This window comes from Shinella sp. 20P9.1.1 (genome assembly GCF_057798995.1).
This window is the reverse complement of the sequence record NZ_JBYOLC010000011.1, coordinates 50,833-77,290: the sequence shown is the minus strand read 5'-3', so window position 1 is coordinate 77,290 and position 26,458 is coordinate 50,833. Positions and strand designations below refer to the sequence as shown.

General features: G+C 62.0%; 29 protein-coding genes. 23 read left to right on the top strand and 6 right to left on the bottom strand.

Translation table 11 applies throughout. The features are described 5' to 3' along the window. Positions 1-3: 3 nt before the first annotated feature. Positions 4-1,164, bottom strand: coding sequence for an FAD-dependent monooxygenase (locus tag AC27VQ_RS18835; protein WP_488717485.1), 1,161 nt, complete (start codon positions 1,162-1,164; stop codon positions 4-6). A 22-nt stretch (positions 1,165-1,186) separates the two neighbouring features. Beyond that, positions 1,187-1,435, bottom strand: coding sequence for a zinc-finger domain-containing protein (locus AC27VQ_RS18830; RefSeq protein ID WP_488717484.1), 249 nt, complete (start codon positions 1,433-1,435; stop codon positions 1,187-1,189). A 221-nt stretch (positions 1,436-1,656) separates the two neighbouring features. Here AC27VQ_RS18830 and AC27VQ_RS18825 point away from each other — a divergent pair, with 221 nt between their 5' ends. The 10 genes from AC27VQ_RS18825 to AC27VQ_RS18780 all read left to right on the top strand — a co-directional run bounded on the left by AC27VQ_RS18825 (position 1,657) and on the right by AC27VQ_RS18780 (position 10,379). After that, positions 1,657-2,124 (top strand): DMP19 family protein, encoded by a 468-nt coding sequence (locus AC27VQ_RS18825; protein ID WP_488717483.1) that lies wholly within the window; start codon positions 1,657-1,659, stop codon positions 2,122-2,124. 112 nt (positions 2,125-2,236) lie between these two features. Continuing rightward, positions 2,237-3,022, top strand: coding sequence for an alpha/beta fold hydrolase (locus tag AC27VQ_RS18820; protein WP_488717482.1), 786 nt, complete (start codon positions 2,237-2,239; stop codon positions 3,020-3,022). A gap of 91 nt (positions 3,023-3,113) precedes the next feature. After that, complete coding sequence (gene cysE, locus AC27VQ_RS18815) at positions 3,114-3,947, top strand: serine O-acetyltransferase (protein WP_488717481.1); 834 nt, start codon at positions 3,114-3,116, stop codon at positions 3,945-3,947. 93 nt (positions 3,948-4,040) lie between these two features. Continuing rightward, the gene (locus tag AC27VQ_RS18810; protein WP_117371167.1) at positions 4,041-4,244 is read left to right on the top strand and encodes a DUF3126 family protein; all 204 of its coding nucleotides are present in this window, start codon (positions 4,041-4,043) and stop codon (positions 4,242-4,244) included. A gap of 485 nt (positions 4,245-4,729) precedes the next feature. Beyond that, positions 4,730-5,083, top strand: a complete 354-nt coding sequence (locus tag AC27VQ_RS18805; protein WP_488717480.1) for a phasin family protein — start codon at positions 4,730-4,732, stop codon at positions 5,081-5,083. A 300-nt stretch (positions 5,084-5,383) separates the two neighbouring features. Next, the gene (gene clpS / locus AC27VQ_RS18800) at positions 5,384-5,713 is read left to right on the top strand and encodes an ATP-dependent Clp protease adapter ClpS (RefSeq protein WP_313525219.1); all 330 of its coding nucleotides are present in this window, start codon (positions 5,384-5,386) and stop codon (positions 5,711-5,713) included. Between the two features lie 9 nt (positions 5,714-5,722). Beyond that, positions 5,723-8,236 (top strand): ATP-dependent Clp protease ATP-binding subunit ClpA, encoded by a 2,514-nt coding sequence (gene clpA / locus AC27VQ_RS18795; protein ID WP_488717479.1) that lies wholly within the window; start codon positions 5,723-5,725, stop codon positions 8,234-8,236. 67 nt (positions 8,237-8,303) lie between these two features. Next, positions 8,304-9,044 (top strand): AzlC family ABC transporter permease, encoded by a 741-nt coding sequence (locus AC27VQ_RS18790; RefSeq protein ID WP_488717478.1) that lies wholly within the window; start codon positions 8,304-8,306, stop codon positions 9,042-9,044. After that, positions 9,041-9,382 (top strand): AzlD domain-containing protein, encoded by a 342-nt coding sequence (locus tag AC27VQ_RS18785; protein ID WP_488717477.1) that lies wholly within the window; start codon positions 9,041-9,043, stop codon positions 9,380-9,382. Before AC27VQ_RS18790 ends, AC27VQ_RS18785 begins: the two co-directional genes overlap by 4 nt. A 70-nt stretch (positions 9,383-9,452) precedes the next feature. Further along, the gene (locus tag AC27VQ_RS18780; RefSeq protein ID WP_488717476.1) at positions 9,453-10,379 is read left to right on the top strand and encodes a phosphatase PAP2 family protein; all 927 of its coding nucleotides are present in this window, start codon (positions 9,453-9,455) and stop codon (positions 10,377-10,379) included. Between the two features lie 15 nt (positions 10,380-10,394). On the opposite strand, the gene AC27VQ_RS18775 is transcribed toward AC27VQ_RS18780, so the two are convergent. From AC27VQ_RS18775 to AC27VQ_RS18760, 4 genes are read right to left on the bottom strand one after another with little or no spacing between them, the layout of a single operon-like run. After that, positions 10,395-10,811 (bottom strand): HIT family protein, encoded by a 417-nt coding sequence (locus AC27VQ_RS18775; protein WP_488717475.1) that lies wholly within the window; start codon positions 10,809-10,811, stop codon positions 10,395-10,397. A 15-nt stretch (positions 10,812-10,826) separates the two neighbouring features. Beyond that, positions 10,827-12,008 carry a GNAT family N-acetyltransferase gene (locus AC27VQ_RS18770; protein ID WP_488717474.1) on the bottom strand — a complete coding sequence of 394 codons (1,182 nt, stop codon included), beginning with the start codon at positions 12,006-12,008 and terminating at the stop codon, positions 10,827-10,829. Between the two features lie 7 nt (positions 12,009-12,015). Then, positions 12,016-12,741: a glycerophosphodiester phosphodiesterase gene (locus tag AC27VQ_RS18765; protein ID WP_488717473.1), complete on the bottom strand. Its 726-nt coding sequence runs from the start codon at positions 12,739-12,741 to the stop codon at positions 12,016-12,018. Next, positions 12,741-13,205 (bottom strand): RidA family protein, encoded by a 465-nt coding sequence (locus tag AC27VQ_RS18760; RefSeq protein WP_160859452.1) that lies wholly within the window; start codon positions 13,203-13,205, stop codon positions 12,741-12,743. The genes AC27VQ_RS18765 and AC27VQ_RS18760 overlap by 1 nt, the downstream gene beginning before the upstream one ends. 146 nt (positions 13,206-13,351) lie before the next feature. Between AC27VQ_RS18760 and AC27VQ_RS18755 the strand changes: the two genes are divergently transcribed. The 13 genes from AC27VQ_RS18755 (at position 13,352) to AC27VQ_RS18695 (ending at position 26,457) form a co-directional block, all read left to right on the top strand. After that, a complete protein-coding gene (locus AC27VQ_RS18755; RefSeq protein WP_488717472.1) occupies positions 13,352-14,179 on the top strand; it encodes a cell envelope integrity EipB family protein in 828 nt (275 codons plus the stop codon). Between the two features lie 190 nt (positions 14,180-14,369). Further along, the gene (rpsB, locus tag AC27VQ_RS18750) at positions 14,370-15,131 is read left to right on the top strand and encodes a 30S ribosomal protein S2 (protein ID WP_117371155.1); all 762 of its coding nucleotides are present in this window, start codon (positions 14,370-14,372) and stop codon (positions 15,129-15,131) included. 238 nt (positions 15,132-15,369) lie between these two features. Further along, positions 15,370-16,296, top strand: coding sequence for a translation elongation factor Ts (tsf, locus tag AC27VQ_RS18745; RefSeq protein WP_488717471.1), 927 nt, complete (start codon positions 15,370-15,372; stop codon positions 16,294-16,296). 190 nt (positions 16,297-16,486) lie between these two features. Continuing rightward, positions 16,487-17,209 carry a UMP kinase gene (pyrH, locus tag AC27VQ_RS18740; protein ID WP_488717470.1) on the top strand — a complete coding sequence of 241 codons (723 nt, stop codon included), beginning with the start codon at positions 16,487-16,489 and terminating at the stop codon, positions 17,207-17,209. Positions 17,210-17,268: 59 nt separating this feature from the next. Then, entirely contained in the window at positions 17,269-17,829 is a 561-nt protein-coding gene (frr, locus tag AC27VQ_RS18735) for a ribosome recycling factor (RefSeq protein ID WP_313525183.1), read from the top strand. Between the two features lie 42 nt (positions 17,830-17,871). Beyond that, positions 17,872-18,618 carry an isoprenyl transferase gene (locus AC27VQ_RS18730; protein ID WP_488717469.1) on the top strand — a complete coding sequence of 249 codons (747 nt, stop codon included), beginning with the start codon at positions 17,872-17,874 and terminating at the stop codon, positions 18,616-18,618. After that, positions 18,618-19,451: a phosphatidate cytidylyltransferase gene (locus AC27VQ_RS18725; protein WP_488717468.1), complete on the top strand. Its 834-nt coding sequence runs from the start codon at positions 18,618-18,620 to the stop codon at positions 19,449-19,451. The genes AC27VQ_RS18730 and AC27VQ_RS18725 overlap by 1 nt, the downstream gene beginning before the upstream one ends. Before the next feature lie 37 nt (positions 19,452-19,488). Then, positions 19,489-20,622, top strand: a complete 1,134-nt coding sequence (rseP, locus tag AC27VQ_RS18720) for an RIP metalloprotease RseP (protein WP_488717467.1) — start codon at positions 19,489-19,491, stop codon at positions 20,620-20,622. Positions 20,623-20,861: 239 nt separating this feature from the next. Beyond that, a complete protein-coding gene (gene bamA, locus AC27VQ_RS18715; protein ID WP_488717466.1) occupies positions 20,862-23,192 on the top strand; it encodes an outer membrane protein assembly factor BamA in 2,331 nt (776 codons plus the stop codon). A 50-nt stretch (positions 23,193-23,242) separates the two neighbouring features. Next, the gene (gene lpxD / locus AC27VQ_RS18710; protein ID WP_488717465.1) at positions 23,243-24,310 is read left to right on the top strand and encodes a UDP-3-O-(3-hydroxymyristoyl)glucosamine N-acyltransferase; all 1,068 of its coding nucleotides are present in this window, start codon (positions 23,243-23,245) and stop codon (positions 24,308-24,310) included. Continuing rightward, positions 24,303-24,770, top strand: a complete 468-nt coding sequence (fabZ, locus tag AC27VQ_RS18705) for a 3-hydroxyacyl-ACP dehydratase FabZ (protein WP_257950766.1) — start codon at positions 24,303-24,305, stop codon at positions 24,768-24,770. The genes lpxD and fabZ overlap by 8 nt, the downstream gene beginning before the upstream one ends. Next, positions 24,767-25,582: an acyl-ACP--UDP-N-acetylglucosamine O-acyltransferase gene (gene lpxA, locus AC27VQ_RS18700; protein ID WP_488717591.1), complete on the top strand. Its 816-nt coding sequence runs from the start codon at positions 24,767-24,769 to the stop codon at positions 25,580-25,582. Before fabZ ends, lpxA begins: the two co-directional genes overlap by 4 nt. A gap of 5 nt (positions 25,583-25,587) precedes the next feature. Continuing rightward, positions 25,588-26,457, top strand: a complete 870-nt coding sequence (locus tag AC27VQ_RS18695) for an LpxI family protein (RefSeq protein ID WP_488717464.1) — start codon at positions 25,588-25,590, stop codon at positions 26,455-26,457. Position 26,458: the final 1 nt, after the last annotated feature.

Below are 26,458 nucleotides of genomic sequence, written 5' to 3'. Positions count from 1 at the left end.
CTTTCAATCGGGCGTGCGGTAACCGTAAAGCCAGTCCAGATCGCCGGCGAGTTGCTCCGGTTTGCGCAGCGAGAGCACGAGGTTGCGGGCAAGCGCGACTGGGCCGCGGGCGTGGTAGGCGAAGCGGTTGAAAGCGCCGCGGCTGCGGACTTTTTCGACGCGTTCGCGGCGTTCCTTTTCGAACTGGCGCAGCGCCGGCCCGATCACGGTGGTGCCGGCGAGGCGGTTTGCTAGCAGCGCCGCATCCTCGATCGCCATGGCCGCACCCTGCGCCGCAAAAGGCGTCATGGCATGGGCGGCATCGCCGATCAGCACCATGTCTTTCCCATCCGTCCAGGCGCCATCCGCGCAGCCGAACAGCGGCCAGGCCATTGGGTTCTGCGCCTCCGCGATGAGACGGCGGATGCCCGCGTGCCAGCCGGCGAAGGCGTCCTGAAGACGGCCGCGCGTCAGGGCATCGCCCTTGCGCGTCCAACCTTCCGGCGGTGCATCGGCCTCCGCATGGATCGCGACGATGTTGAAGGCCTGCATCTCCGCCAGCGGATAGGCGACGAGATGCGCATGCGGGCCGAGAAAGGCCGTCACGGTGCGCGGATTGAGGAAGGCTGGCGCCAGACCGTAGGGTACGAGGAAGCGCCAGGCGATATTACCGGAATAGCGGGCGGGCAGGGCGCCAGGGACGGCTTTGCGCAGGCGGGACCAGACACCATCGGCGGCGATCAGAACGTCCGATGGCGCGAGGGCGCGGGCGGCTTCGGCGCTTTCGATTCGCTGGCCCGTCGTCAGCGTGCAGAGCGGGTTTTGCCTGATCGCATCGATGAGAACGGCTTGGAGCGACGCCCGGTGCAGGACGCCGTAGGGTGCACCCCAGCGGCTGCGGGCAGCCTTGCCCGCTGGAACGGAAGCGAGGGGAGACAGCGTGTTTCCCGAGGCGAGCAGGATATGATCCGGTTCGCTCCAGCAGGCGCTCAGTGCATCGAGCAAGCCGAGATCGGCGAGGATGCGCGAAGCGTTGGGGGACAATTGCAGGCCGGCGCCGACCTCTTCGAGAGCGGGGGCCTGTTCAAGAATGTGGGAAGGGATGCCCTTGCGGGCGAGCGCAAGGGCTGTCGTCAGGCCGGCAATGCCGGCGCCGACGATAGTCGCTGATTTTACAGAGGACATGATGGTGCGGCCCTCTAGGCCGTCACGCCGCCGCCTGGTTGGTGAAGGTGCAGCCGGCAGGTTCCGTCTGCGTGGCCTTCAGGGTCGGATTGTAGCGGTAGAGCGTCGAGCAGTAGGGGCAGACCTTTTCATTGTCGTCGCCCATGTCGAGGAAGACATGCGGGTGGTCGTAGGGCACCGAGGCACCGACGCACATGAATTCCTTCACGCCGATCTCGATCGTGCGATGGCCGCCGTCGTTCTGGAAATGGGGAATGCTGTGCCCAGCCATGTCATGCTCCGTGGAAGTCCGTTTTCTGGCGCGGACCATAGTCGCCTTCCGGTCAAATGTGTAGATGCAAAACCGTCGCGGGGACGCAGATTTTGTAGGCGGTGCGTTGTCACGCCTTGATGTCCGTTCCGGGCGAGGCGGCAACCTTGGCGTTTGCAGATTCTGGGATTTGATAGCATCATCAACCACGCGTAGGCTGACTTAGATAGCTGGTAGTGACGATGGCGGCACCTTATAGTGATTTGGGTTCACTTGATGACTGGCTTCTTGCGGAGGCGATAGCACAGGCGAAGTGTGCAATCTCCATCGAAGACAAACTCACTCCTGAGGGGGGCGGACGGTTGGGGCAGCCTTATGTCTATCTCTACGCTACTTTGATTTTTGAAGGAGAGGTCGCCAATGGCGGCCTGCATCAGTTTTTCGATAATACGTCAGGTGCTTTGGCTCCTGTTGTTCGGGACGCGTTGCGAGCGATGGGACTACGCGAATACGCGGCCATCATGACACAGGTTATCGACAGCTTCGGGCATGAATATCCTTACAGCCAGCAAGTCCGTTTGAGTAGGATGGATGCTGCCCCTGATCTCCAGGCCGTACTGGATCGCAGCTATGATGTTGTCGATGTGTGGAGCAGTGAGTTCATCCTTGCTCGTGAGACCTATGCCAGAAAACATGGATTGATCGCGTGAGCTGCAACTGCCTACGATAGGTTTTGCTTGATCGAAATTTCCTATGCCGGGCGTTTTCTCCGCGGTCAAAGGGCAGTATGAGCAGGGTCGAGAAAACGAAAGACGGTCCGCGATGAACCTCGACAACCCGCCCCTTTCCCGTTTCACCCATGAGGGCCTGGAGCTTGCTTTTTTCGACGAGGGCGACCCGTCGGGCGATCCGGTGCTGCTGATCCACGGCTTTGCCTCCAGCGCCAGCGTCAACTGGGTGTTTCCGGGCTGGCTGAAGACGCTGGGCGATGCCGGCTACCGCGTGATCGCCATCGACAATCGCGGCCATGGCGCCAGCGCCAAGCCGCACGATCCGGCGCTCTACACGCCACCGCTGATGGCGGGCGATGCGGCAGCGCTGCTTGACCATCTCGGCATTTCGCAAGCCCATGTCTTCGGCTATTCGATGGGTGCGCGCATCACCGCCTTCATGGCGCTTGCCCACCCGCACCGCGTGCGCTCCGTCGTTTTCGGCGGGCTCGGCATCGGCATGGTGGAAGGCGTGGGTGACTGGGATCCGATCGCCGATGCGCTGCTCGCGCCCTCGCTCGACGTCGTGACCCACGAGCGCGGCCGCATGTTCCGCGCCTTCGCCGATCAGACGAAATCCGACCGCCAGGCGCTTGCCGCCTGCATCATGACTTCGCGGGATCTTTTGACCGTCGAAGACATGGGGCGCATCGATGTGCCCGCCTTGATCGGCGTCGGCACGAAGGACGATATTGCCGGCAATCCGCAGGATCTGGCAGCCCTGATGCCGGATGCTCGCGCGCTCGATATCCCCGGCCGCGACCACATGCTGGCTGTCGGCGACAAGGTCTTTAAACGCGCCGTGCTGGATTTCTATGCGGAGATCGGCGCGCGCTGACACGCCGTTTACGACAAAGCGCGTCCGGCCATTCCGCTGGGACGCGCTTTGCTTTATATATGATCCGGTATGGTGATGAAGGAGTGCGGCGATGGTCGCGACGAATGAACTCAGGGCCGGCGACAAGCTCAAGGCCATGGATCCGATCTGGGACAGCCTGCGCGAGGAAGCCCGCGTTGCCGCCCAGGCTGAGCCGCTCCTGGCGGCCTTTCTCTATTCGACGGTGCTGAACCACCGCTCGCTGGAGGAAAGCGTGATCCATCGCGTCTGCGAGCGCCTCGACCATCCGGACCTGCAGGCCAACCTCCTGCACCAGATTTTCGACGAAATGCTGGAAGACTGGCCGGAATGGGGCAGCATCCTGCGCGTCGATATCCAGGCCGTGTACGACCGCGACCCCGCATGCCTGCGGTTCCTGGATGCCGTGCTCTATTTCAAGGGGTTCCACGCCATCCAGACGCACCGCGTCGCGCACTGGCTCTACAAAAACGGCCGGCGTGACCTCGCGCTTTACCTTCAAAGCCGCTCCTCCAGCGTGTTCCAGACGGATATCAACCCGGCCGCCCATATCGGCAAGGGCATCTTCCTCGATCACGCGACGGGTCTGGTGGTCGGCGAAACCGCGTCCATCGGCGACAATGTCTCGATCCTGCACAACGTGACGCTCGGCGGCACGGGCAAGGAGGGTGGCGACCGCCATCCGAAGATCGGCGACGGCGTGATGATCGGTGCCGGCGCGAAAATCCTCGGCAACATTCATATCGGCCACTGCTCGCGCATCGCCGCCGGCTCCGTCGTGCTGAAGCCCGTGCCGCCGAAATCGACGGTTGCCGGCGTGCCGGCGCGTGTCGTGGGCGAGGCAGGCTGCAACGAGCCGTCGCGTGCGATGGATCAGCTGCTGGCGGCCTTCGACTACGACCTCTGACCGGAAAAGTCGGCTGGTACCCGTCTTCGAGGGTTTACACGCTCGGGAGCAGGTGCGAGAAGCGCGCACAGCAAATCGTTACGGAGACATATCGTGAAGCCGGAAGAAATCAGGAAGCTTGAGGCCTACTTCAAGCGCAATATCAACAAGGAGATCGTCATCAAGGCGCGCCCGCGCAAGGATGAATCGGCCGAAGTCTATCTTGCTGATGAATTCCTGGGCGTCGTGTTCCGCGACGACGAGGACGGCGAACTCTCCTACAACTTCTCCATGGCGATCCTCGACATCGATCTCTGATCTGTCGGACATCGTTGGAATTCAAAGGCCCGGTCGCCCTTCGCGCCGGGCTTTTTGTGTCTGGCACCTACTTCTGCCCTTGGCTCCTGCTTCTCCTCCGTCATCCTCGGCCTTGAGCCGAGGATCCACACCGCAGGTGTTGTGCTCGCCGTATGGATCCTCGGCTCAAGGCCGAGGATGACGTTGAGGGAGGGGCAGGCGACGGTGGCAGTCAGTGCGGCGTCACCGTCAACGGGACGAACGTACGGGACGGGAAAGGTGAGGCCTGATGCCCGCCCAAGAGCCGTAACTCACCCAAGCTGTTCTCGTTCCGACGCCGATTATTATTGTTTTGCGACAGCTTGGCTTTTCTCAACGCCAATAATCATACCTATCGCCCAAGATGTTGCTTTGGCTGGAAAATATTGCGCCGCACCATTTCATTGACTTTTTTGTGCATTGCATATAGATTTCGGACCATACCCCGGGATCCAAAGGAGACTTCGATGTTCAATTTTGACGATGCAAACAAGAAGGGCAAGGAAGCCGTGGACACGTTCGTGAAGAGCTACACGACGGCTGCTCAGGGCTGGCAGGCTATCGCCACCGAGACCGCTGACTTCTCCAAGAAGTCCTTCGAAAACGGCCTCGCTCACTTCGAAAAGCTCTCCGGCGTCAAGAGCGTCGAAGCTGCCGTCGAGCTCCAGACCGCGTTCGTGAAGTCCTCCTATGAAGGTTTCGTCGCTGAAGCCACGAAGCTCAGCGAAATGTATGCCGACATCGCCAAGGGCGCCTACAAGACCTACGAAGCACCGGTCGCCAAGGCCGCTGCCGCTGCCAAGTCGGCCGTCGCCGCCTAAGGCTTTCTCGTAAAGCGTACGCGTATAACGTTTATCGGCCGGCTGCGGGCAACCGCAGCCGGCCTTTTCGCGTTTCGGGGGTTGCGCGGGGCTGACGCGCTGGTCGCAAATTTCGCTATTTCCTTCGGACAGCCGGCGATTATGATTGCAGTGCGAAGCAGGGGTCTTACAATCGTGTGACGAAACATTAGATAACAGGTCCAAAGGCTACCTCAGCCGAACGACGCGCCATAAAGGAAGCGGCCGAATAGGACTCGTAATCAGGGAATGACCACGAAAATGACTGTGAGACGGGTCACAATGCAGGACGGTGACGAGAGCGGCGGCACTCCCGGTCGCAGCACCTCCGTCATTACCCGCACGAAGCCGAAGACGAAGAAGCCGAGCCTGTATCGCGTGCTGCTTCTCAACGACGACTATACGCCCATGGAGTTCGTGATCCACATTCTGGAGCGTTTCTTCCAGAAGGACCGCGAAGCGGCCACACGGGTCATGCTGCATGTGCACAATCATGGCGTGGGCGAGTGTGGCGTGTTCACCTACGAGGTTGCCGAAACCAAAGTGACACAGGTGATGGATTTCTCCCGCCAGCACCAGCATCCGCTGCAATGTGTCATGGAAAAGAAATGAGGAACGACCGTGCCGACATTTTCTGCAAGCCTTGAAAAGGCGCTCCACCAGGCACTGACCTATGCGAACGAGCGCCACCACGAATATGCAACGCTGGAACACCTGCTTCTCGCGCTGATCGACGACGGCGACGCCGCCGCCGTGATGGGCGCCTGCAACGTCAATCTCGACGTGCTGCGCAAGACCGTCACCGACTATGTCGATCATGACCTCGCCAATCTGGTGACGGGCTATGAAGAGGATTCCAAGCCGACCTCCGGCTTCCAGCGCGTCATCCAGCGCGCGGTGATCCATGTTCAGTCTTCCGGCCGCGAAGAAGTGACCGGCGCCAACGTGCTCGTCGCGATCTTCGCCGAGCGCGAGAGCCATGCCGCCTACTTCCTGCAGGAGCAGGAGATGACGCGCTACGACGCCGTCAATTTCATCTCGCACGGTATCGGCAAGCGGCCGGGCGCCTCCGAGGAGCGCAAGGTGCGCGGCTCCGACGAAACCGAAAACGAACAGAAGCAGACGCGCGGCAGCGGCAGCGAGCAGGAAGAGCCCGCCAAGAAACAGGACGCGCTGACCGCCTATTGCGTCAACCTCAACGAGAAGGCCCGCAACGGCAAGATCGACCCGCTGATCGGCCGTCATGCCGAAGTGAACCGCACGATCCAGGTTCTCTGCCGCCGCTCCAAGAACAATCCGCTTTACGTGGGTGATCCTGGCGTGGGCAAGACGGCGATTGCCGAGGGCCTCGCCAAGCGCATCATCGAAGGCAAGGTGCCGGAAGCGCTGGCAGACGCCACGATCTTCTCGCTCGATATGGGCACGCTGCTTGCGGGCACGCGCTATCGCGGTGATTTCGAAGAGCGCCTGAAGCAGGTCGTCAAGGAACTCGAGGACTATCCGGGTGCCGTGCTGTTCATCGACGAGATCCACACGGTCATCGGCGCGGGCGCGACCTCCGGCGGCGCGATGGATGCCTCCAACCTCCTGAAGCCGGCGCTGTCCTCCGGTGCGATCCGCTGCATCGGCTCGACGACCTACAAGGAATACCGCCAGTTCTTCGAGAAGGACCGCGCGCTCGTCCGCCGCTTCCAGAAGATCGACGTCAACGAGCCGACCATCGACGACACTATCGAGATCATGAAGGGCCTGAAGCCCTATTTCGAGGAGTACCACAAGCTCCGTTACTCGAACGAGGCGATCAAGTCGGCTGTCGAGCTTTCGGCGCGCTACATCAACGACCGCAAGCTGCCGGACAAGGCGATCGACGTGATCGACGAGACCGGTGCGGCCCAGATGTTGCTGCCTGCCGGCAAGCGTCGCAAGCTGATCACCGAAAAGGAGATCGAGGCGACGATCGCCACCATGGCCCGCATTCCGGCCAAGACCGTGTCCAAGGACGACGAGCAGGTGCTCTCCAACCTGGAGAAGGAACTGCGCTCGGTGGTCTACGGCCAGGATCTGGCGATCGAGGCGCTGGCATCGGCGATCAAACTTGCCCGTGCCGGCCTGCGCGAACCGAACAAGCCGATCGGCAGCTATCTGTTCTCCGGCCCCACGGGCGTCGGCAAGACGGAAGTCGCCAAGCAGCTTGCCGCCTCGCTCGGCGTGGAATTGCTGCGCTTCGACATGTCGGAATACATGGAGCGGCACACGGTCTCGCGTCTGCTCGGTGCGCCTCCCGGCTATGTCGGCTTCGACCAGGGCGGCCTGCTGACCGATGGCGTCGACCAGCATCCGCATTGCGTGCTGCTGCTCGACGAAATCGAGAAGGCGCATCCGGACCTCTACAACATCCTGTTGCAGGTCATGGATCACGGCTCGCTGACCGACCATAACGGCAAGAAAATCGACTTCCGCAACGTCATCCTGATCATGACGACCAATGCGGGCGCATCCGACATGGCCAAGGCCGCCATCGGCTTCGGCTCGTCCAAGCGCGAAGGCGAGGACATGGAGGCGATCAACCGCCTGTTCACGCCGGAATTCCGCAACCGTCTCGATGCGATCATCCCGTTCGGCTCGCTGCCGACGCCGGTCATCCATCAGGTCGTGCAGAAGTTCGTCATGCAGCTGGAAACGCAGCTGGCCGAACGCAACGTCACCTTCGATCTTCAGCAGGAAGCAATCGCCTGGCTGGCCGAGAAGGGCTACGACGAGAAGATGGGTGCCCGTCCGCTGGCGCGCGTCATTCAGGAAAACATCAAGAAGAAGCTCGCCGACGAAATCCTCTTCGGCAAGCTCAAGAAGGGCGGCGTCGTTCGCGTCTCCGTCGGCCCGAAGGAAGACGGCTCGAAGGGCCTGATTCTCGACGCCGTGCCGGAAACCGCGCCGATCAAGCCGAAGGCCGAAGTGGAAGAGGCTGCCGCCAAGAAGGCCAAGCCCCGCAAGGCCAAGGAAACCGTTGCCGCCGAGGCGGCACCCGCCAAGGCCAAGTCGTCGAAGAAGGCGGCGGAAGCCAAGGCTCAGGAGCCGAAGGACGAGCCGCCGCGCAAATCGTCAAGCGCGGTTCCGAAGGTGCCGCGCAAGAAATAACGGCTTTACAAATGATACGGGCCGGGCAGGAAACTGCCCGGCTTTCTTTTTGCTGCAAGAGACATCGATGACTGCCGAGACCGCGCCGGACCACCACTCCCAAACACACTGGTTCCTTGTCGGCATGCGCGGGCTTTTCAGCCTGCCGGCCATCATCCTCATGCTCTCCTTCGTCGGTTTTGCCGCCTTCACGGCGGAGGCGAAGATCCCGGTCGGGCAGGTCATGTTCATGACCGGCATGGTCTGGGCGCTTCCCGCGAAGGTTATCCTCGTTGGCTCCATGCTGTCGGGCGCGCATATCGCGACGGCGTTCCTGGCGGTAACGCTGTCTTCCGTGCGCATGATGCCGATGGTGGCCGCACTCATCCCGGAAATCCGTGACCGCCGCACGCCGACCTGGCTGTTGCTCATCATTTCGCATTTCGTCGCCATTACCGCCTGGGTTTTTGCCATGGAGCATGTGCGCGACGTGCCGCGCTCCGGCCGCGTCGCGTTCTTCGCCGGCTTCGGCATGACGCTGACCACGGTCAATATCCTTCTGGTCGGCCTCGTTTATGGCGCTGTTTCGGAGTTCCCACCTGTTGTCTCCGGCTGCCTGTTCTTCCTGACGCCGGTCTATTTTCTCGCCTCGATCTGGATTTCCGCGCGCCATCGGGTGATTTATTGGGCACTCGGCATCGGCCTTGCGCTCGGCTGGCTCTTCGCGGTGATCGCTCCCGAATATGACATCCTGCTCGCCGGCATCATCGGCGGCACGCTCGCCTGGTGGGGAGAACGGACGCTAAGGCAGAGGGAGGCAAAGCGATGAGTTTCGACGGTCCCTGGCCCTATATCTACATCGCCATCGCCGGCTGGCTCGCCACCGATTTCTGGCGCTGGTCCGGCGTCATCGCGGGCAACCGCATCGATGAAAAATCCGAATTGCTGAACTGGGTGAGGGCGGTCGCCACCGCGCTTGTGGCGGCCGTCATCGCCAAGCTGATCGTCTATCCGACCGGTGTTCTCGAAACCTCGCCGCTCTGGCTGCGGTTAGGCTCGGTGGCCGTCGGGGCTGCCGCCTTCTTCACGACTGGCCGGAAACCCGCCGTCGGCATCGGCGTCTCGATCGCGACACTTGCGGTTGGCCTGTCTATGCTCGGCTTTTGAGCCTGCCCGGTCGCATTTATCCAAATTTTAAAGTGCATTCGGTAGAGAAAGGACGATCAAGGAGACCGGCATGCTGTTTCTTCCCGCGGAACGACTGATCCTGTTGCTGACGGTGATCCTGCTGGCGCTATCGGCCGTGCTGATTGTCGTGAAGGGCGTGGCTATCGATGCCGGCGCCTATGCCCTGTTTATTTTGGGTGGCCTCGTCATGATCGGGCTCGGGCAATATTACCGCAGCTTCCGCTCGGATGCTCAGATTGCCGCGACTGTGACGGCAACCGGGCTGTTTATCCTGTTCTCGATGGCCGGATCCATCTTCAACTACATGCTGCTGCCCGTTTCCTTCGTACCGATCGATCCGCTGCTGTCACGGCTCGATGCGGCCGTAGGCTTCGACTGGCCGGCTTTTGCGATCTGGATATCGGATTTTCCGCTCTTAGGCTTGATTCTCCGGGTTGTCTATTTCAGTTCGCTGCCGCAGATGGTGGTGATCATTCTGGCACTCGGCTTCTTCGCCGACAGCCTCCAATTGCAGCGTTTCATGCTGACCGGCATATTGGGCGCGCTTCTGGCGATCATCTGCTGGTCGTTCTTCCCGTCCTTCGGCGCGTCTTCCATACACGGCCTGCCGGCCGAGGTTCTCGAGCGCATGCCGATCGCCGTCGATCCGGCCTATGGCAGCGAGCTGGTGCGCTTGAGCCGCGAGGGCGCCACGGCGCTGTCGCCACACAATGTTCTCGGCCTGATCGGTTTCCCGTCGTTCCACACCGTCATGGCCTGCATGTCGGTGGTTTTCCTGGCGCGGGTGCGGTTTCTGGCGATCCCGGCCGCGATCGTCAACCTGCTGATGATACCCGCCATTCTGGTTCAAGGCGGGCACCATCTGATGGATGTGTTCGGTGGACTTACCGTCTTTTTCCTCGCCTATATCCTGTCAGGACAGGTCTTGCGCCGTCATGCCGCGCCGATCTCCGGTCGGCTTGCCGCCACCGCATAAGCGTAACGGCATCGTTCAAAGCGCGTCGCGTAGTTTTTGCGCATTGGCAGCAAGCACCGCGCTATCTTCCATCGTGCCGGAATGCGGCCGCATCGCGATGCCGTCCTTACGCGGAACGACGTGGAAATGCAGGTGAAACACCGACTGGCCGGCCGGCGCTTCGTTGAACTGCAGGATGGTGATGCCATCCGCCTCGAAGGCCTCCTTGGCCGCGACGGCGATCTTCTGCACGACGGCTATCAGCCGCGCCAGCGTTTCGGGATCCGCATCGAGGATGTTGCGCGAGGGCGCCTTGGGAATGACGAGCGTATGTCCGTCGGCCTGCGGCATCACATCCATGAAGGCGATCGTGTGCTCGTCTTCATAGACACGGTGCGAGGGGATCTCGCCGCGCAGGATCTTTGCGAAGATGTTGTTGCTGTCGTAGCTCATGCTCGTCTCCCGGTCTTACTCTGTCTCGTTGTGGTCTCCGCCGCGGCGGAAGGGGCCGTGTTCGGCCAGATAGTCGCCCATCATCTCCACGTCCCGGCGCTCGCGTTCGAGGTAATCGGCGACGGCGCGGCGCAAACCGGCATGGGTGATGTAGTGGGCGGAATGGGTAATAGTCGGCAGGTAGCCGCGCGCCAGCTTGTGCTCGCCCTGCGCGCCGGCTTCGACGCGCTTCAGGCCCTTGGCGATCGCGAAGTCGATGGCCTGGTGATAGCAGACCTCGAAATGCAGGAACGGATGATCCTCGATGCAGCCCCAGTGCCGTCCGAAGAGCGTATCGCCACCGATGAAGTTGATCGCGCCGGCGATGTAGCGGCCGTCGCGCCTGGCCATCACGAGCAGGATGTCTTCGGCCATGCGTTCGCCGATCAGGCTATAGAATTGGCGGTTGAGATAGGGGCGGCCCCATTTGCGGCTGCCGGTGTCCATGTAGAAGGTGAAGAACTGGTCCCAGATCGCCTCGGTCAGGTCCCTGCCGGTCAGCCAGTCGATCTCGATGCCGTGTTCCAGCGCCGCCCGGCGCTCCTTCTTCAGTGCCTTGCGCTTGCGTGACGCCAGCGTTTCGAGAAAGGCTTCGTAAGAGCCGTAGCCGTCATTGACGAAATGGAATTGCTGGTCGGTGCGGTGCAGATAGCCTGCCGCCTCAAAGATCGGGATTTCCGTATCCGGCACGAAGGTGACATGGGCGGAGGAGACGCCATGGCGCTTGGCAAGCTCTTTCAGACCGCCGGCAAGGGCTGCCTGCGTCTCGATGGCCGGCTGATCGGCCCGGTGCAGCAGGCGCGGGCCGGTGGCGGGCGTGAAGGGAATGGAGGCCTGCAGCTTCGGATAATAGCTGCCGCCGGCCCGCTCGAAGGCATCGGCCCAGCCGTGGTCGAAGACATATTCGCCCTGGCTGTGGTTTTTCAGATAGACGGGCAGGGCGCCGATAAGGGCGCCCTCGTCGTTCTCCAGGAGAAGATGCTGGCCGAGCCAGCCGGTCTCGGCCGTGGCGCAGCCCGAGTCTTCCAAAGAAGACAGGAAAGCGTGGCTGACGAACGGATTGTAGGGCGTTTGCGCATCGACCCTGGAGGCGCCGGCGAGGCGCCCCCAATCTTCAGCCGAAATATCGGCAAAGCTCGTTTCAACGCGGATGCGCACCGTCACCTCAGGCCGTCAGGGCTTCGCGCGGATCGAAACCTTCGAAGGTCATCTGGTCCGCGTTGAGCGCCGTGATCGTGCGCGCCTCGTCGTCGCGCACCGTCCAGGTGATGATCTGTCTGCCGAGGTCGCGCTGCCGGCTGATGAAGGCGTTCGGCAGGTGACCGTAGTAGTAGGAGATGAAGTCGAGGCCGAGCTGCATCCCTTCCTCATGTACGGCGAACTCTTCCGGCCGCGCGCCTTCCGCCGTCAGGCCGACGGGCCTGTCGGTGCCGAGCCCCTTGATATCCTTCAGCAGCCACTGGTCGAAGCTCATCAGGGCGATCGGGCCGTCATAGGTCTCGATCGTATCGAGCACGGCCATGGCGAAGCCGTCGTCGTCGCCCTTGCGGCCCTTCAGTTCCAGGACAAGCGGCACGCGACCCCCCACGAGGTCGAGCAGCTGGCGCAGCGTCGGCACTTTGTCGGCCGTGCCGCCGATCTTCAAAAGGCCGAGCTCGGCGGCGGTGCGCTGGCGAACGTCGCCTTCGATGCCGCAGAGACGCTTCAGGTCGTCGTCATGGAAGACGACGGGAATGGCATCGGCGGCATATTGCAGGTCGCACTCGATGGCGAAACCGGCCTCGACGGCGCGGGCGAAGGCCGAAAGCGTGTTTTCCCAGACCGCCCGGTTGAGATCATGATAGCCGCGATGCGCGATCGGTCGCTCGGTCAGCCAGTTGAATTTGTGCATCAGGCGATTTCCATGATGGCGTCGATCTCGACGGCCGCATTCAGGGGCAGGGCGGCCATGCCGACGGCGGCGCGGGCGTGCTTGCCGGCTTCACCGAGCGCGCCGACCAGGAAGTTCGAGGCGCCGTTCAGCACGAGATGCTGCTCGACGAAATCGGGCGTGGAGGCGACGAAGCCGTTGATCTTGATGATGCGCTTGATGCGCGAGAGGTCGCCGAGTGCCGCCTTCGCCTGGGCGAGCAGGCCGAGCGCGCAGAGTTCGGCCGCCTTCTGGGCGCCAGCGACATCGACATCCTTGCCGACATGGCCGGTTACCGCGAGCTTGCCGTCAAGCATGGGGAGTTGGCCGGAAATGTGGAGCACGTTGCCGCTGATGACGAAGGGCACGTAGTTGGCCGCCGGTGCCGCCGCCACGGGAATGTCGTAGCCCAGTTCCTTGACGCGTTTTTCGATTTCAGCGGACATTGCGGTCTCCGTTCTCGGCTTCAGGGGGCATTGCGTCGCGGGACCGCGGCAATGTTGGAAATGAATATGGCATCGCTCGGATATTGCCTCGCTTTTGCCGAAAGAGTTCATATAACATCGCGCTCGACTTCAACAGGAGGAAACGGATGTTTCGTTCAGCCTTTGTCGCGGCCGCCATGGCCGGGGCATGCCTCGCCGGCAGCGGCGTGACCAGCGCCTTTGCCACACCGGCGAGCGGGCTTGCGCCGCACCGCGCCGTCTATGACCTCCAGCTCAAGGACGCCACCGAGCGCTCCGGCATCGCCGGCATGTATGGCCGCATGGTCTATGAGTTCAACGGCAGTCCCTGCGACGGCTACACGGTAAGCTTCCGCTTCGTCACGCAGGTGAATACCGGCGAGGAGACGCGCCTTACCGACCAGCAGACGACCACTTATGAGGACCTGAAGAGCGGCAGCTTCCGCTTCCTCACCCGCTCCTTCACCGACGAGAAGCTGGACAAGGAAGTGCGCGGCACGGCGCGTGAGGACAAGACGGGCGTCAGCGTCGACCTGACATCGCCCGACGCGCGCAAGCTGGAACTGGCGGAGAGCCGTTTTCCGACCGAACATATGCTCGAGGTCATCGAGCACGCCAAGAAGGGTGACCGCTTCTTCGAATCGCGCCTCTACGATGGCTCGGACGCCGGCGACAAGACGCTGATGACGACCTCCGTCGTCGGCAAGAAGGAAATGCCGAAGGCTGGCGATCCCGATGCGGACAAGGCCGGCAAATTCGCCAAGCAAGCCTTCTGGCCGGTGTCCATCGCTTACTACAACGACACCAATGATGGCGATGCGCTGCCGGTCTATCGCATGGCGTTCAAGCTCTACGAGAACGGCGTGACGCGGGACCTCACCATGGATTACGGTGAGTTCGTGCTGACCGGCAAGCTCGCCAAGCTTGAGATGTTCAAGCCGCAGGAATGCAAGTAGGCGCGGCGATCTCAGCATTTTTTAACCCGCGGCCCTTGATTTTCCGGGAAACTGGGCGTAAAGGGCCGCTCATTCCACACGTGAGGCTTGGGATTGTCCGGGAGAAATCCGGATCGTTCCGCCCGGTGGCATTTCTCTTGGGAAGTGCTGTTCGCCTTGCGGAGGTTCAACCGGAAAAGGATAACTAGGCATGGCATTGCCCGATTTCTCTATGCGCCAGCTTCTCGAGGCCGGCATCCACTTCGGCCACCAGACGCACCGCTGGAACCCGAAGATGAAGCCGTACATCTTCGGCGATCGCAACAACGTTCACATCATCGACCTGGCCCAGACCGTTCCGATGCTGTCGCGCGCCCTTCAGGTCGTGTCCGACACCGTTGCCGGTGGTGGCCGCGTTCTGTTCGTCGGCACGAAGCGTCAGGCTTCCGACATCATCGCTGACGCTGCCAAGCGTTCGGCCCAGTACTACGTCAACGCCCGCTGGCTCGGCGGCATGCTGACGAACTGGAAGACCATCTCCAACTCGATCCAGCGCCTGCGCAAGCTCGACGAAATCCTCGCTTCGGAAGGCTCCGGCTACTCGAAGAAGGAGCGCCTGAACCTCGAGCGCGAGCGCGAAAAGCTTGAAAAGGCTCTCGGCGGTATCCGCGACATGGGCGGCACGCCGGACCTGATGTTCATCATCGACACCAACAAGGAATCGATCGCGATCGAAGAAGCCAAGCGTCTTGGCATTCCGGTCGTCGCCGTTATCGACTCCAACTGCGATCCGGACCCGATCGACTTCCCGATCCCCGGCAACGACGACGCCTCGCGCGCCATCGCCCTCTACTGCGACCTGATCGCCCGCGCTGCCATCGACGGCATCGCGCGCCAGCAGGGCGCTTCGGGCCGTGACCTCGGCGCCTCGGCTGAGGTTCCGGTCGAGCCGGCTCTCGAAGCCGAAGCGTAAGGCCAAGGTCGGAGCGACACTTTCGCTCCCTCTTTCCTGTTAAACCGAGGCCAGAGAGACGATCCCTGGCCTCGGCTTGTTTAAAGGTCCTGCCAGCCCGTGTTCCCACGGGGCGCGTTTGCGGCGGCAGGCCGGCGGTGATCTTCATCACCTGTCATATTTCCGGGTACATTCGTTCCCAAAACCTTGAGTTCGCCGCGGTTTTCGGCGGCACGCAACAACCGACAAGAGGCTCACAATGGCTGAAATCACCGCTGCACTGGTGAAGGAACTGCGCGAAAAGTCCGGCGCAGGCATGATGGACTGCAAGAAGGCGCTGGCTGAAAACAACGGCGACATCGAAGCGGCAATCGACTGGCTGCGCGCCAAGGGCATCGCCAAGGCCGACAAGAAGTCGGGCCGCACGGCTGCCGAAGGCCTCATCGGCATCGCCAGCGCCGGCACCAAGGCCGTCGTCGTCGAAGTCAACTCGGAAACCGACTTCGTTGCCCGTAACGACGCCTTCCAGTCGATGGTTCGTGGCGTTGCCGACGTAGCACTCACCACCGACGGCACCGTTGACGCCGTAGGTGCTGCCATCTACCCGGCGACCGGCAAGACCGTTACAGACACGATCAAGGACGCCGTCGCCACCATCGGCGAAAACATGAACCTGCGCCGCTCGGTTGCCCTGTCGGTCGAAGACGGCGTCGTCGCGACCTACATCCACAACGCTGCCGCTGACCGTCTCGGCAAGCTCGGCGTTCTCGTCGCGCTGAAGTCGACCGGCGACAAGGAAGCTCTGAACGCCATTGGCCGCCAGGTTGCCATGCACGTCGCTGCAACGGCGCCGCTCGCCATCCGCGCCGAAGAAGTCGACGCTGCTGTCGCCGAACGCGAACGCAACGTGTTCATCGAGCAGTCGCGCGCCTCCGGCAAGCCGGACGCGATCATCGAAAAGATGGTCGAAGGCCGCATGCGCAAGTTCTTCGAAGAAGTCGCCCTGCTGTCGCAGGCCTTCGTCATGAACCCCGACCTCACGGTTGGCGCTGCCGTCAAGGAAGCTGAAAAGACCGTCGGCGCGCCGATCGAAGTCGTCGGCATGGCCCGCCTCCTGCTCGGCGAAGGCGTCGAAAAGGAAGAGTCGGACTTCGCCGCTGAAGTCGCAGCCGTCGCCAAAGGCTGATTTTTCCTGATCCCGTTTGGGAAAACAATTGGGCGCCGCGTGACAACGCGGCGCCCTTCGTGTATCCGGCTTGCCGATATGCCTGCCCCGAAATTTCTCTGCGGCCATGGCTGCCCCTTGCGCAACCGCCCCGGTTGCCGCCCGGGCGGCCGGATCGGGTGAGCAGGTGCACGAGTTCTGGAGCGACAAAATGACGGTCAAGCCAATCTATAAACGTGTTCTGCTGAAATGCTCCGGCGAGGCCCTGATGGGCTCGCAGGGCTTTGGTATCGATGTCGCGGTTGCCGACCGCATCGCCTCCGATATCGCCGAAGCCCGCGCCATGGGCGTGGAAGTCGGCGTCGTCGTCGGCGGCGGCAACATCTTCCGCGGCGTGGCCGTTGCCTCCAAGGGCGGCGATCGCGTCACCGGCGACCACATGGGTATGCTTGCGACCGTCATCAACGCACTGGCGCTCGCCACCTCGCTGCGCAAGCTCGACATCGACACGGTCGTGCTCTCGGCCATCGCCATGCCGGAAATCTGCGAAAGTTTTTCGCAGCGCGCGACACTCTATCACCTGTCGCTTGGCCGCGTGGTGATCTTTGCCGGCGGCACGGGCAACCCGTTCTTCACGACCGATAGTGCTGCCGCATTGCGCGCCGCCGAAATGGGCGCCGAAGCGATCTTCAAGGGCACCCAGGTCGATGGCATCTATTCCGCCGATCCGAAGAAGGATCCGACGGCAACCCGCTTCGACCGCCTGACGCACAGCGAAGTGCTGGAAAAGGGCCTTGCCGTCATGGACGTCGCGGCCGTCGCGCTGGCGCGCGAAAACCACATCCCGATCATCGTCTTCTCCATCCATGAAAAGGGCGGTTTTGCCGAAATATTGACCGGTGGCGGACGCGGGACCATCGTAACCGACAACTGATTCTCACGACGGTGCACGCTGGGCGCGTGCAACCGCTGAATGATAATGGGAGTATTCCGATGAGTGAAGGTATCGACCTGAAGGAACTGAAGCGCCGTATGGATGGCGCGATCACCGCGTACAAGAACGACATCGCGTCGCTGCGCACCGGCCGTGCCTCGGCCAATGTGCTCGACCCGGTGCAGGTCGAAGCCTATGGCTCGCGCGTGCCGCTCAACCAGGTCGCCAACATCTCCGTTCCCGAGCCGCGCATGCTGTCGGTCTCCGTCTGGGACAAGGGCATGGTCGGCGCCGTCGAGCGCGGCATCCGCGAATCGAATCTCGGCCTCAACCCGATCATCGACGGCCAGAACCTGCGCATCCCGCTGCCGGAGCTCAACGAAGAGCGCCGCAAGTCGCTCGTCAAGGTCGCGCATGACTATGCCGAAAAGGCCAAGGTCGCGATCCGCCACGTGCGCCGCGACGGCATGGATGACCTCAAGAAAGCCGAAAAGGATGGCGATATCGGTCAGGACCTGAGCCGCGCCCAATCCGAAAAGGTGCAGAAGATGACGGACGACACGATTTTGGACGTCGATCGCTTGCTTGCCGAGAAGGAAAGGGAAATCATGCAGGTTTAAGGCGTTCGCCACCTGCATTCTTTTCTCTTTTTCGGATTGTCCATGAACCAGCTTTCGCCCAGCACCGTACCGGCACACGTCGCCATCATCATGGATGGCAACGGGCGCTGGGCGAATGCACGCGGCCTGCCGCGCGCCATGGGGCACCGCAAGGGTGTCGAGGCCGTGCGCGAGGCCGTGAAAGCGGCGGCCGAATGCGGCGTCTCCTACCTCACGCTCTTTGCCTTCTCCTCGGAGAACTGGAACCGGCCGGAAAGTGAGGTCTCGGACCTCATGGGGCTCCTGAAGACCTTCATCCGGCGTGACCTTGCCGTGCTGCACAAGCAGAATGTCCGCATCCGTGTGATCGGCGACCGGGCAAACCTGTCGAGCGACATCCTGCCGCTGCTTCTGGAAGCCGAGGAGACGACACGCGGCAATTCCGGCATCACGCTGGTCATCGCCTTCAATTACGGTTCGCGCGACGAGATTGCCCGCACCATGCGCAAACTCGCCGAGGAGGTCGCCGCCGGTCGTCTCGACCCATCGCAGCTGACCTCCGAGCGGATCAGCGCTTCGCTCGACACGGCAGGCATTCCCGACCCTGATCTCGTCATCCGCACCAGCGGTGAGGAGCGTCTGTCAAACTTCCTGCTCTGGCAGGCGGCCTATGCCGAACTCATGTTCATTCCTGAATTCTGGCCGGATTTTTCACGCGACACCTTTCGCACGGCGCTCGCGCGCTATGCTGCACGTGAACGCCGTTTCGGTGGCCTGCAGCCCGCTCCCACACTTGCGGTTGGTTCGTGATGCAGAGTGAACTTCGTCTGCGCATCCTCTCCGGCATCGTGCTTGCCGCCGTGGTTCTTGCCGCCACCTGGTACGGCGGCTTTGCCTTCCGCCTGCTCGCCGCCACAATCTCCGTGCTCGTCTATTACGAATGGTCGACAATCACGCGGCTTCCCGATTCGGATTTCCGCGGCAATGCCTTCGGCTGGGCGACCGTCGCTGGCATCGCCGGCCTCGTAATCTTCGGCTTCGATGAACTGGCGCTGCCGGTGCTCCTGAGCGCGACCGTTCTCAGCATCGTCTATGCCCTTGCTGTCACGAAGAATGGCTGGCTTGCGGGCGGCATCGCCTATTCCGGCCTGACCTCGATCTCGCTGGCCGCCATCCGCGGCGACACCGGCGAAGGCTTCGCCGCGATGATCTTCATCTTCGCCGTCGTCTGGGCAACGGACATCCTGGCCTATTTCGTCGGACGCGCCATCGGCGGCCCGAAGCTCGCGCCGCCGATCTCTCCCGGCAAGACATGGTCCGGTGCCATCGGCGGTGCGGTCTCGGCCGTCATCGCAGGCACGCTCGTGCACGCCGCCTTCTTCCCGCTCAACGGTTTGTGGATCCCCGTCATCGCGCTTATCCTCTCCGTTTGCAGCCAGATCGGCGATCTCTTCGAATCCTTCATCAAGCGCCGATTCGGCGTGAAGGATTCCAGCCGTCTCATTCCGGGCCATGGCGGGGTCATGGACCGTGTCGACGGCCTTGTTTTCGCCTGCTTCGCCGCGTTCCTCATTGCCCTTGGCGATGCGATCGTGTCGGGTGCCGCAAATGCGCCAGCGGGCGTGTTCCTTTTCGGCCCGTAACCCGCGCCCGTACTCACGAAAGACTGGGGACTGAAACATGGACATGCTGACTGGCTCGGTCGCTTTCTTGACCGGCTATATCGTTCCCTTCCTGCTCGTGCTCACGCTGATCGTGTTCATTCACGAACTCGGCCACTATCTGGCCGGCCGGTGGTCGGGAATCGGTATCACGGCCTTTTCCATCGGATTCGGTCCCGAGATCATCGGTTTCAACGACCGGCACGGCACCCGCTGGAAGCTGTCGGCTATACCGCTGGGCGGCTATGTGAAGTTTCTGGGCGATGAGGACGCGGCCTCGATTCCGGATTACGACGCGCTCGCGTCCCTGCCGGAAGCCGAGCGTAAGCGCACTTTCCTCGGCGCCGCACTGTGGAAGCGCGCCGTTACGGTTGCCGCCGGTCCGATCGCCAATTTCATTCTCGCCATCGCTATCTTCGCGGTCATGTTCATGATCTACGGTCGCCAGGTTGCCGATCCGATCGTCGCGGAAGTGCGTCCAGGCAGTGCGGCGGGAACTGCCGGCGTCCAGAAGGGCGACCTGCTGGTGGCAATCGACGGCAATCCGGTCGCGACCTTCGACGACGTGCGCCGCTATGTCAGCGTGCGGCCGGAACTGAAGATCATCGTGACCGTGCGCCGCGACGGCGCGGATCTCGACCTGCCGATGATACCGCAGCGCACCGAGATCACCGACCAGTTCGGCAACAAGATGGAGCTTGGTCTGATCGGCATCGTCACCAATCAGGAAACCGGCAACTTCCGCGTCGTGGAATATGGGCCGGTGGAGGCCGTGGGGCAGGGTGTGCTTCAGAGCTGGCATATCGTGACGGGCACGTTCGACTATCTGTCGAACCTCGTCAGCGGCCGCATGAAGGCCGATCAGCTTGGCGGTCCCATCCGTGTTGCACAGGCTTCCGGCCAGATGGCGACGCTCGGTGTTGCCGCCGTGCTTCAGCTTGCCGCCGTTCTGTCTGTTTCCATTGGACTTTTGAACCTGATGCCCGTTCCGGTACTTGATGGCGGCCATCTGATGTTCTATGCGGTGGAAGCTATCCGGGGCAGACCTGTCGGGCCCGGGGCGCAGGAGATCGCATTTCGCATCGGCATGGCGCTGGTGCTCATGCTGATGGTCTTTGCGACCTGGAACGATATTTCGATGCTTCTGGGCTGAGAGTACCGGCTTCGGCCGGTTGAGGAATATAAGGGGAGCCGCCTGCCGCAGGTGTGAATGCTAAGGGTCTGTTTACCGTAATGAAACGCAGGTAGTGGCCTTAGGGCCACGGTTTGAATTGAAGTAAACAGAAATTAACGCGTGACCTTGCTTGTATGGCAAAAGCGGTTAAAACGGCAAACGTGACCGGACTCGGGTGCACGCCCGCCGGGACGTTGAAACGAAGGTAAGTAGTGAAGATGAAAGCTGGTTCAAACTTTTTGAACGCCGTGTCGGCCGTTGCATTGTCGGCCAGTATGGTTGTCACGGGCGGCTCTTTTGCCACGCTTGTCTCCGCATCCGTCGCGGAAGCGGCCACGATCCGCAGCATCCAGGTCCGCGGTGCGGATCGTGTGAGTGCTGAAACGGTCAAGGCCAATGTCACCATTGTGCCGGGCAAGAGCTTCTCGAACGCCGATATCGACGCCTCCGTGCGCCGCCTCTTTGCGACCGGCTATTTCTCGGACGTGAAGATTTCGGTTTCCGGCAGCACGCTCGTCGTGAGCGTCAATGAAAACCAGCTGATCAACCAGGTCGTCATCAACGGCAACAAGAAGATCAAGGACGAAAAGCTCGTCGGCCTGCTGCGTTCGCAGTCGCTCGGTCCGTACAGCGAAACCGCGATCGAAGCCGACAAGCAGACGATCCGCGACGCCTATGCCTCGATCGGCCGCAGCGACGCCACGGTCACGACGCAGACCTATCCGCTCGGCAACGGCCGTGTGAACCTTGCCTTCGTCGTCGATGAAGGTGACCGCACGAAGATTTCGCAGATCAACTTTGTCGGCAACCAGGCCTACAGCAATGGCCGCCTGCAGGCCGTCATCGTCACCAAGAAGTCGAACTTCCTGTCGTTCCTGACCCGCAAGGACGTTTACAGCGAAGAAAAGCTGCGCGCCGACGAAGAATCGCTGCGCCAGTTCTACTTCAACAACGGTTATGCCGACTTCCGCGTCGTTTCGTCGGAAGCTGTGCTGGATGAAGCCTCGAACGAATATGTCGTCACCTTTACGGTGGACGAAGGTCAGCGTTACAATTTCGGTGGCGTGAATGTCGAATCGACCGTCGAAGGCATTGATCCCGAAGAGCTGAAGGGTCTCATCGAGACCCGCGAAGGCAAGACGTACCGCGCCAAGGATGTGCAGGACACGATGTCCGCGATTTCCCAGCGCGTCGCGGCTGCCGGTTATCCGTTCGCCCGCGTGACGCCGCGCGGCAACCGCGACCTCGGCAACGGCACGATCGCCGTCGACTATCTCGTAGATCAGGGCGAGCGCGCCTATGTCGAGCGCATCGAAATCCGCGGCAACAGCCGCACGCGCGACTACGTCATCCGCCGCGAGTTCGATATTGGTGAAGGCGACGCCTTCAACCAGGAAGTGATCACGCGCGCCAAGCGTCGCCTGGAAGCGCTCGGTTACTTCTCGTCCGTCAACATCACGACCGCACCGGGCAGCCAGTCCGACCGCGTCGTGCTCGTCGTCGACGTTCAGGACCAGTCGACCGGTTCGTTTGGCATCGGCGCAGGCTACGAAACAGGTAAGAACGGCGGCTTCAAGATCGAAGCCTCGATCGAGGAAAAGAACTTCCTCGGCCGCGGTCAGTATATCCGCGTTGCTGCCGGCACGGGCCGCAATTCGCGCGACTACAGCTTGTCGTTCACCGAGCCCTATTTCCTCGGTTATCGCCTTGCTGCTGGTTTTGATATTTTCAGCAACAAGGACGAGAGCGAAGATTATTACACGCTCAACACGAAGGGCTTCACTCTGCGCGTAACGGCGCCGATCGCCGAAGACCTCTCGACGACGCTCCGCTACAACTATGCGCGCCTAGATTATAACTCCAGTAATCTGGCCAAGCTGTCTACGCCATACCAGGATGTCGTCAACAACGGTCCCTGGGTTCGCTCTGCAGTCGCGCATAGCCTGACCTATGACACGATCGACGATCGGACGCTGCCGCGTGATGGCATCTTTGCTCAGATTACGCAGGAAGTTGCCGGCCTCGGTGGTGATTCCGAATACTACAAGATCTACGGTAAGGCCCGTTACTTCCACACGCTAATGGAAGATGCTGACGTTATCGGCTCGGTTGCCGTGAGCGGCGGTCATATGTGGGGCTTCGGCACCACGCGGGTCTACGACCAGTTCACGCTGTCGGCAAACGACCTACGTGGCTTCGAGTCGGGCGGTATCGGTCCGCGCGCGACGTCGACGGGCGACTCGCTCGGCGGCACGACGTATTTCACGGCTTCTGCCGAAGCGTCGTTCCCGATCCCGGGTATTGCGCGTGACTCCGGCTTCCGTGGTGCCGTCTTCGTCGATGCCGGCACGTTGTACGGAAACGAGGTCAAGACTGCCGCTTCGGACAAGGTTCAGGGCACGGATATGAGCCTGCGCGCCTCCGTCGGCGCCAGCGTGATCTGGGCCTCGCCGTTTGGTCCGTTGCGTTTCGACTATGCTATTCCGATCAAGAAGGAAAAGTACGACGATACGCAGCGCTTCAAGTTCGGTATCGCGACGCAGTTCTGACGACGGCCGTCCAGAACCTCAGAGCACACGGACGTTCTGGAGACTTGCCGATGGAGCATACCCGGTTTTTTCCGCCCCACGACGGACTTCGTCTGGGCGACCTCGCGAGTGCGCTTGGGGCGGAACTTGCCGATGCCGCGCATGCCGATCGCATCGTGCGCAGCGTTTCGCCCGTCAGCCGGGCGAAAGAAGGCGATCTCTGCTATATTCTCTCGCGCAAATTTCGCACCGAGCTCGAGACGAGCGAGGCGACGGTGATCCTTTGCGATCGTGCGCTGGTTTCTCTGATACCCGCGCACATTGCCGTTCTGGTCTCGAAGCGTCCACACACGGATTTCGCGCGGGCAGGCGAGCTTCTGTATCCGTCAGCGATGCGCCCCGAAGCGATGACCTCCGCGACGGCTTCGATTTCCCCGGCAGCCTATGTCGATCCCGCCGCACGCCTCGAACCGGGCGTCTCCGTCGAGCCCATGGCCGTCATCGGCGCGGGTGCCGAGATCGGCGAGGGCAGCCATATCGGCGCCGGCGCGATCATCGGGGCGAATGTGAAGATCGGGCGCGACTGCACCATTGCGGCGGGCGCGACCATTCAGTGTGCGCTTATCGGCAACAATGTCATCATTCATCCCGGCGCCCGCATCGGCCAGGACGGTTTCGGTTATGCGCCCGGCCTCAAGCCCGGTATGATCAAGATCGTGCAGATCGGCCGCGTCATCATCCAGGATCATGTCGAGATCGGCGCCAACACGACGATCGACCGCGGCACGATGGACGATACGGTGATCGGCGAGGGGACGAAGATCGACAACCAGGTTCAGGTCGGCCACAATGTGCGCATCGGCCGCCATTGCGGCATCGTCAGCAAGGTGGGCATTGCCGGCAGCACGCGCATCGGTGATGGCGTGATGATCGGCGGCGCGTCCGGCATCAACGGCCACATCACCATCGGCGACGGCGTGCAAATCGCCGCGATGAGCGGTGTCATCGCCGATATTCCGGCGGGCGAGAAATATGGCGGGGTTCCGGCCCGCCCGATGCGCGATTTCCTGCGCGACATGGCGGAAATTGTCACGCGCTCCAGCACTCGAGTCCAGAAAAAGGGGGGCAACGATGAGTGAAGAAACCAAGGCGACGCTCGGCGTGGCTGATTTGCGTGAGATCCTCACGCTGCTTCCCCACCGCTATCCGTTCCTGCTCGTCGACAAGATCATCGAGATCGACGACGACAACTCGGCGATCGGCATCAAGAACGTCACGGTGAACGAGCCCCAGTTCATGGGCCATTTCCCCGACCACCCGATCATGCCCGGCGTCCTGCTCATCGAAGGCATGGCGCAGACGGCCGGCGCGATCTGCGCGCGCAAGTCGCGTTCGGGGTCGAACCTCGTCTATTTCATGACGATCGACAATGCCCGTTTCCGCAAGCCGGTCGTGCCCGGCGATCGTGTCGAGTTCCACGTCGTCAAGCAGAAGCAGCGCGGCAATATCTGGAAGTTTCATTGCGACGCAAAAGTTGATGGGCAACTCGTCGCGGAAGCTGATATCGGCGCGATGATCGTGAAAAAGGAAGACGCCTGAAAATGATTGCCGCCAGCGCGAAGATCCATCCGCTCTCCGTCGTGGAAGACGGAGCGGTCATCGGCGAGAATGTCGTCGTCGGCCCCTTCTCTTATGTCGGGCCGAAGGTCGTTCTGCACGATGACGTGGAGCTTCTCGCGCATGCGGTCGTCACCGGGCGCACGATTATCGGCCGCGGCTGCCGCGTCTTTTCCAATGCAGTGATCGGTGGCGATCCGCAGAGCCTGCACCATGACGGGGCGGAAACCACGCTCACCGTCGGAGAGAAGTGCACCTTCCGTGAAGGCGTGACGGTCAACACCGGCACGACCGAAGGCGGCGGCAAGACTGTTATCGGCGACAACAATCTCTTTCTCGCAAATTCCCACGTGGCGCATGACTGCATTCTCGGCAGCCATATCGTCATGTCGAACAATGTGATGCTGGCCGGCCATGTCGTGGTCGAGGATCGCGTCATTCTGGGCGGCGGCTCGGCGGTGCACCAGTTCACCCGCATCGGCCGCCAGGCCTTTATCGGCGGCCTCTCGGCGGTGTCCTACGATGTCATTCCCTATGGCATGCTGAACGGCAATCCGGGCATTCTCGGCGGTCTCAATGTCGTCGGCATGAGCCGCTCCGGTATCGAAAAGGCGGCGATCCACGAGGTGCGCCGCGCCTTCAAGCAGATTTTCGAAGGCGAAGGCTCGATCCGCGTCAATGCTGCGGCGATCCGCGATGAGTATGCCGGCAGCGTTCCGGTCATGCACATCCTCGATTTCATCGCCGCCGACAGCGACCGCGCGCTCTCCTCGCCCAACCGGGGCAAGGGCTGACCACCATGACGGACGGCCGGGCCGAGAAACACGGCCGGCTGGCCATCATCGCCGGCGGCGGCCTGCTACCGCGCTATGTGGCGGATGCTGCCCGCGCCCGCGGCGAAAATCCCTATATTCTCGCTCTCAGCAACGAATCCGCTGAAAACTGGTCCGACTTCGACCATGAGGCGATTTCGATAGGCAATTATGCCGGCATCGGCGCCGCGTTCCGGGCGAAGGGCATCGGCCGCGCCGTGCTTTCCGGCTTCGTGCGTCGCCGGCCGGAATGGCGGGATATTCATGCCCCCTGGAAGGCGCTGCTGGCCACTCCCTCCGTCGTGCGAACGCTCATGAATGGCGGCGACGATACCGTTCTGAAGATGGTCATCCGCCTGATCGAGAGCGAGGGAGTGCGCGTCGTCGGTGCGCATGAAATCGTGCCTGATCTCCTTGGTACAGAAGGACCTCTTGGAGCCGTTACGCCGGATGCCGCTGCGCAAGGCGATATCGCGGCCGCCTCCGCCGCTGCACTGGCGCTCGGCCGGTTGGATGTGGGTCAGGGCGCCGTCGCCGTGGGTGGCCGCGTGGTGGCGTTGGAGGGCGCGGAGGGCACGGACGGCATGCTGGAGCGCGTAGCGCAGCTGCGCGCCGAGGGACGCATTTCCCAGCGGCGCAAGGGCGTGCTGGTCAAGCTCTGCAAGCCGGGACAGGACTTACGCGCCGACCTGCCGTCGATCGGCCTCGAAACGCTGCGGCGGGCACGGGCCGCGGGCCTAGCCGGCATTGCCGTGGAGGCCGGACGCTCGCTGGTGCTGGAGCGCGCAGCTATGGTGGCCGAAGCGGATGCGCAAGGCCTTTTTGTCACCGGCATCCTGCCATCGCGAACGGAGTGAA

Excerpts from the sequence above, each read along its gene's own strand:
- AC27VQ_RS18820 (WP_488717482.1), top strand. The coding sequence starts at position 2,237 with ATGAACCTCGACAACCCGCCCCTTTCCCGTTTCACCCATGAGGGCCTG.
- fabZ (WP_257950766.1), top strand. The coding sequence starts at position 24,303 with ATGAGTGAAGAAACCAAGGCGACGCTCGGCGTGGCTGATTTGCGTGAG.
- clpS (WP_313525219.1), top strand. The coding sequence starts at position 5,384 with ATGCAGGACGGTGACGAGAGCGGCGGCACTCCCGGTCGCAGCACCTCC.
- AC27VQ_RS18780 (WP_488717476.1), top strand. The coding sequence starts at position 9,453 with ATGCTGTTTCTTCCCGCGGAACGACTGATCCTGTTGCTGACGGTGATC.
- bamA (WP_488717466.1), top strand. The coding sequence starts at position 20,862 with ATGAAAGCTGGTTCAAACTTTTTGAACGCCGTGTCGGCCGTTGCATTG.
- AC27VQ_RS18805 (WP_488717480.1), top strand. The coding sequence starts at position 4,730 with ATGTTCAATTTTGACGATGCAAACAAGAAGGGCAAGGAAGCCGTGGAC.
- AC27VQ_RS18730 (WP_488717469.1), top strand. The coding sequence starts at position 17,872 with ATGAACCAGCTTTCGCCCAGCACCGTACCGGCACACGTCGCCATCATC.
- rseP (WP_488717467.1), top strand. The coding sequence starts at position 19,489 with ATGGACATGCTGACTGGCTCGGTCGCTTTCTTGACCGGCTATATCGTT.
- AC27VQ_RS18830 (WP_488717484.1), bottom strand. The coding sequence starts at position 1,435 with ATGGCTGGGCACAGCATTCCCCATTTCCAGAACGACGGCGGCCATCGC.
- pyrH (WP_488717470.1), top strand. The coding sequence starts at position 16,487 with ATGACGGTCAAGCCAATCTATAAACGTGTTCTGCTGAAATGCTCCGGC.
- frr (WP_313525183.1), top strand. The coding sequence starts at position 17,269 with ATGAGTGAAGGTATCGACCTGAAGGAACTGAAGCGCCGTATGGATGGC.
- AC27VQ_RS18825 (WP_488717483.1), top strand. The coding sequence starts at position 1,657 with ATGGCGGCACCTTATAGTGATTTGGGTTCACTTGATGACTGGCTTCTT.
- AC27VQ_RS18765 (WP_488717473.1), bottom strand. The coding sequence starts at position 12,741 with ATGCACAAATTCAACTGGCTGACCGAGCGACCGATCGCGCATCGCGGC.
- cysE (WP_488717481.1), top strand. The coding sequence starts at position 3,114 with ATGGTCGCGACGAATGAACTCAGGGCCGGCGACAAGCTCAAGGCCATG.
- AC27VQ_RS18725 (WP_488717468.1), top strand. The coding sequence starts at position 18,618 with ATGCAGAGTGAACTTCGTCTGCGCATCCTCTCCGGCATCGTGCTTGCC.
- AC27VQ_RS18835 (WP_488717485.1), bottom strand. The coding sequence starts at position 1,164 with ATGTCCTCTGTAAAATCAGCGACTATCGTCGGCGCCGGCATTGCCGGC.
- lpxD (WP_488717465.1), top strand. The coding sequence starts at position 23,243 with ATGGAGCATACCCGGTTTTTTCCGCCCCACGACGGACTTCGTCTGGGC.
- AC27VQ_RS18785 (WP_488717477.1), top strand. The coding sequence starts at position 9,041 with ATGAGTTTCGACGGTCCCTGGCCCTATATCTACATCGCCATCGCCGGC.
- AC27VQ_RS18790 (WP_488717478.1), top strand. The coding sequence starts at position 8,304 with ATGACTGCCGAGACCGCGCCGGACCACCACTCCCAAACACACTGGTTC.
- AC27VQ_RS18755 (WP_488717472.1), top strand. The coding sequence starts at position 13,352 with ATGTTTCGTTCAGCCTTTGTCGCGGCCGCCATGGCCGGGGCATGCCTC.
- rpsB (WP_117371155.1), top strand. The coding sequence starts at position 14,370 with ATGGCATTGCCCGATTTCTCTATGCGCCAGCTTCTCGAGGCCGGCATC.
- AC27VQ_RS18760 (WP_160859452.1), bottom strand. The coding sequence starts at position 13,205 with ATGTCCGCTGAAATCGAAAAACGCGTCAAGGAACTGGGCTACGACATT.
- tsf (WP_488717471.1), top strand. The coding sequence starts at position 15,370 with ATGGCTGAAATCACCGCTGCACTGGTGAAGGAACTGCGCGAAAAGTCC.
- AC27VQ_RS18695 (WP_488717464.1), top strand. The coding sequence starts at position 25,588 with ATGACGGACGGCCGGGCCGAGAAACACGGCCGGCTGGCCATCATCGCC.
- AC27VQ_RS18775 (WP_488717475.1), bottom strand. The coding sequence starts at position 10,811 with ATGAGCTACGACAGCAACAACATCTTCGCAAAGATCCTGCGCGGCGAG.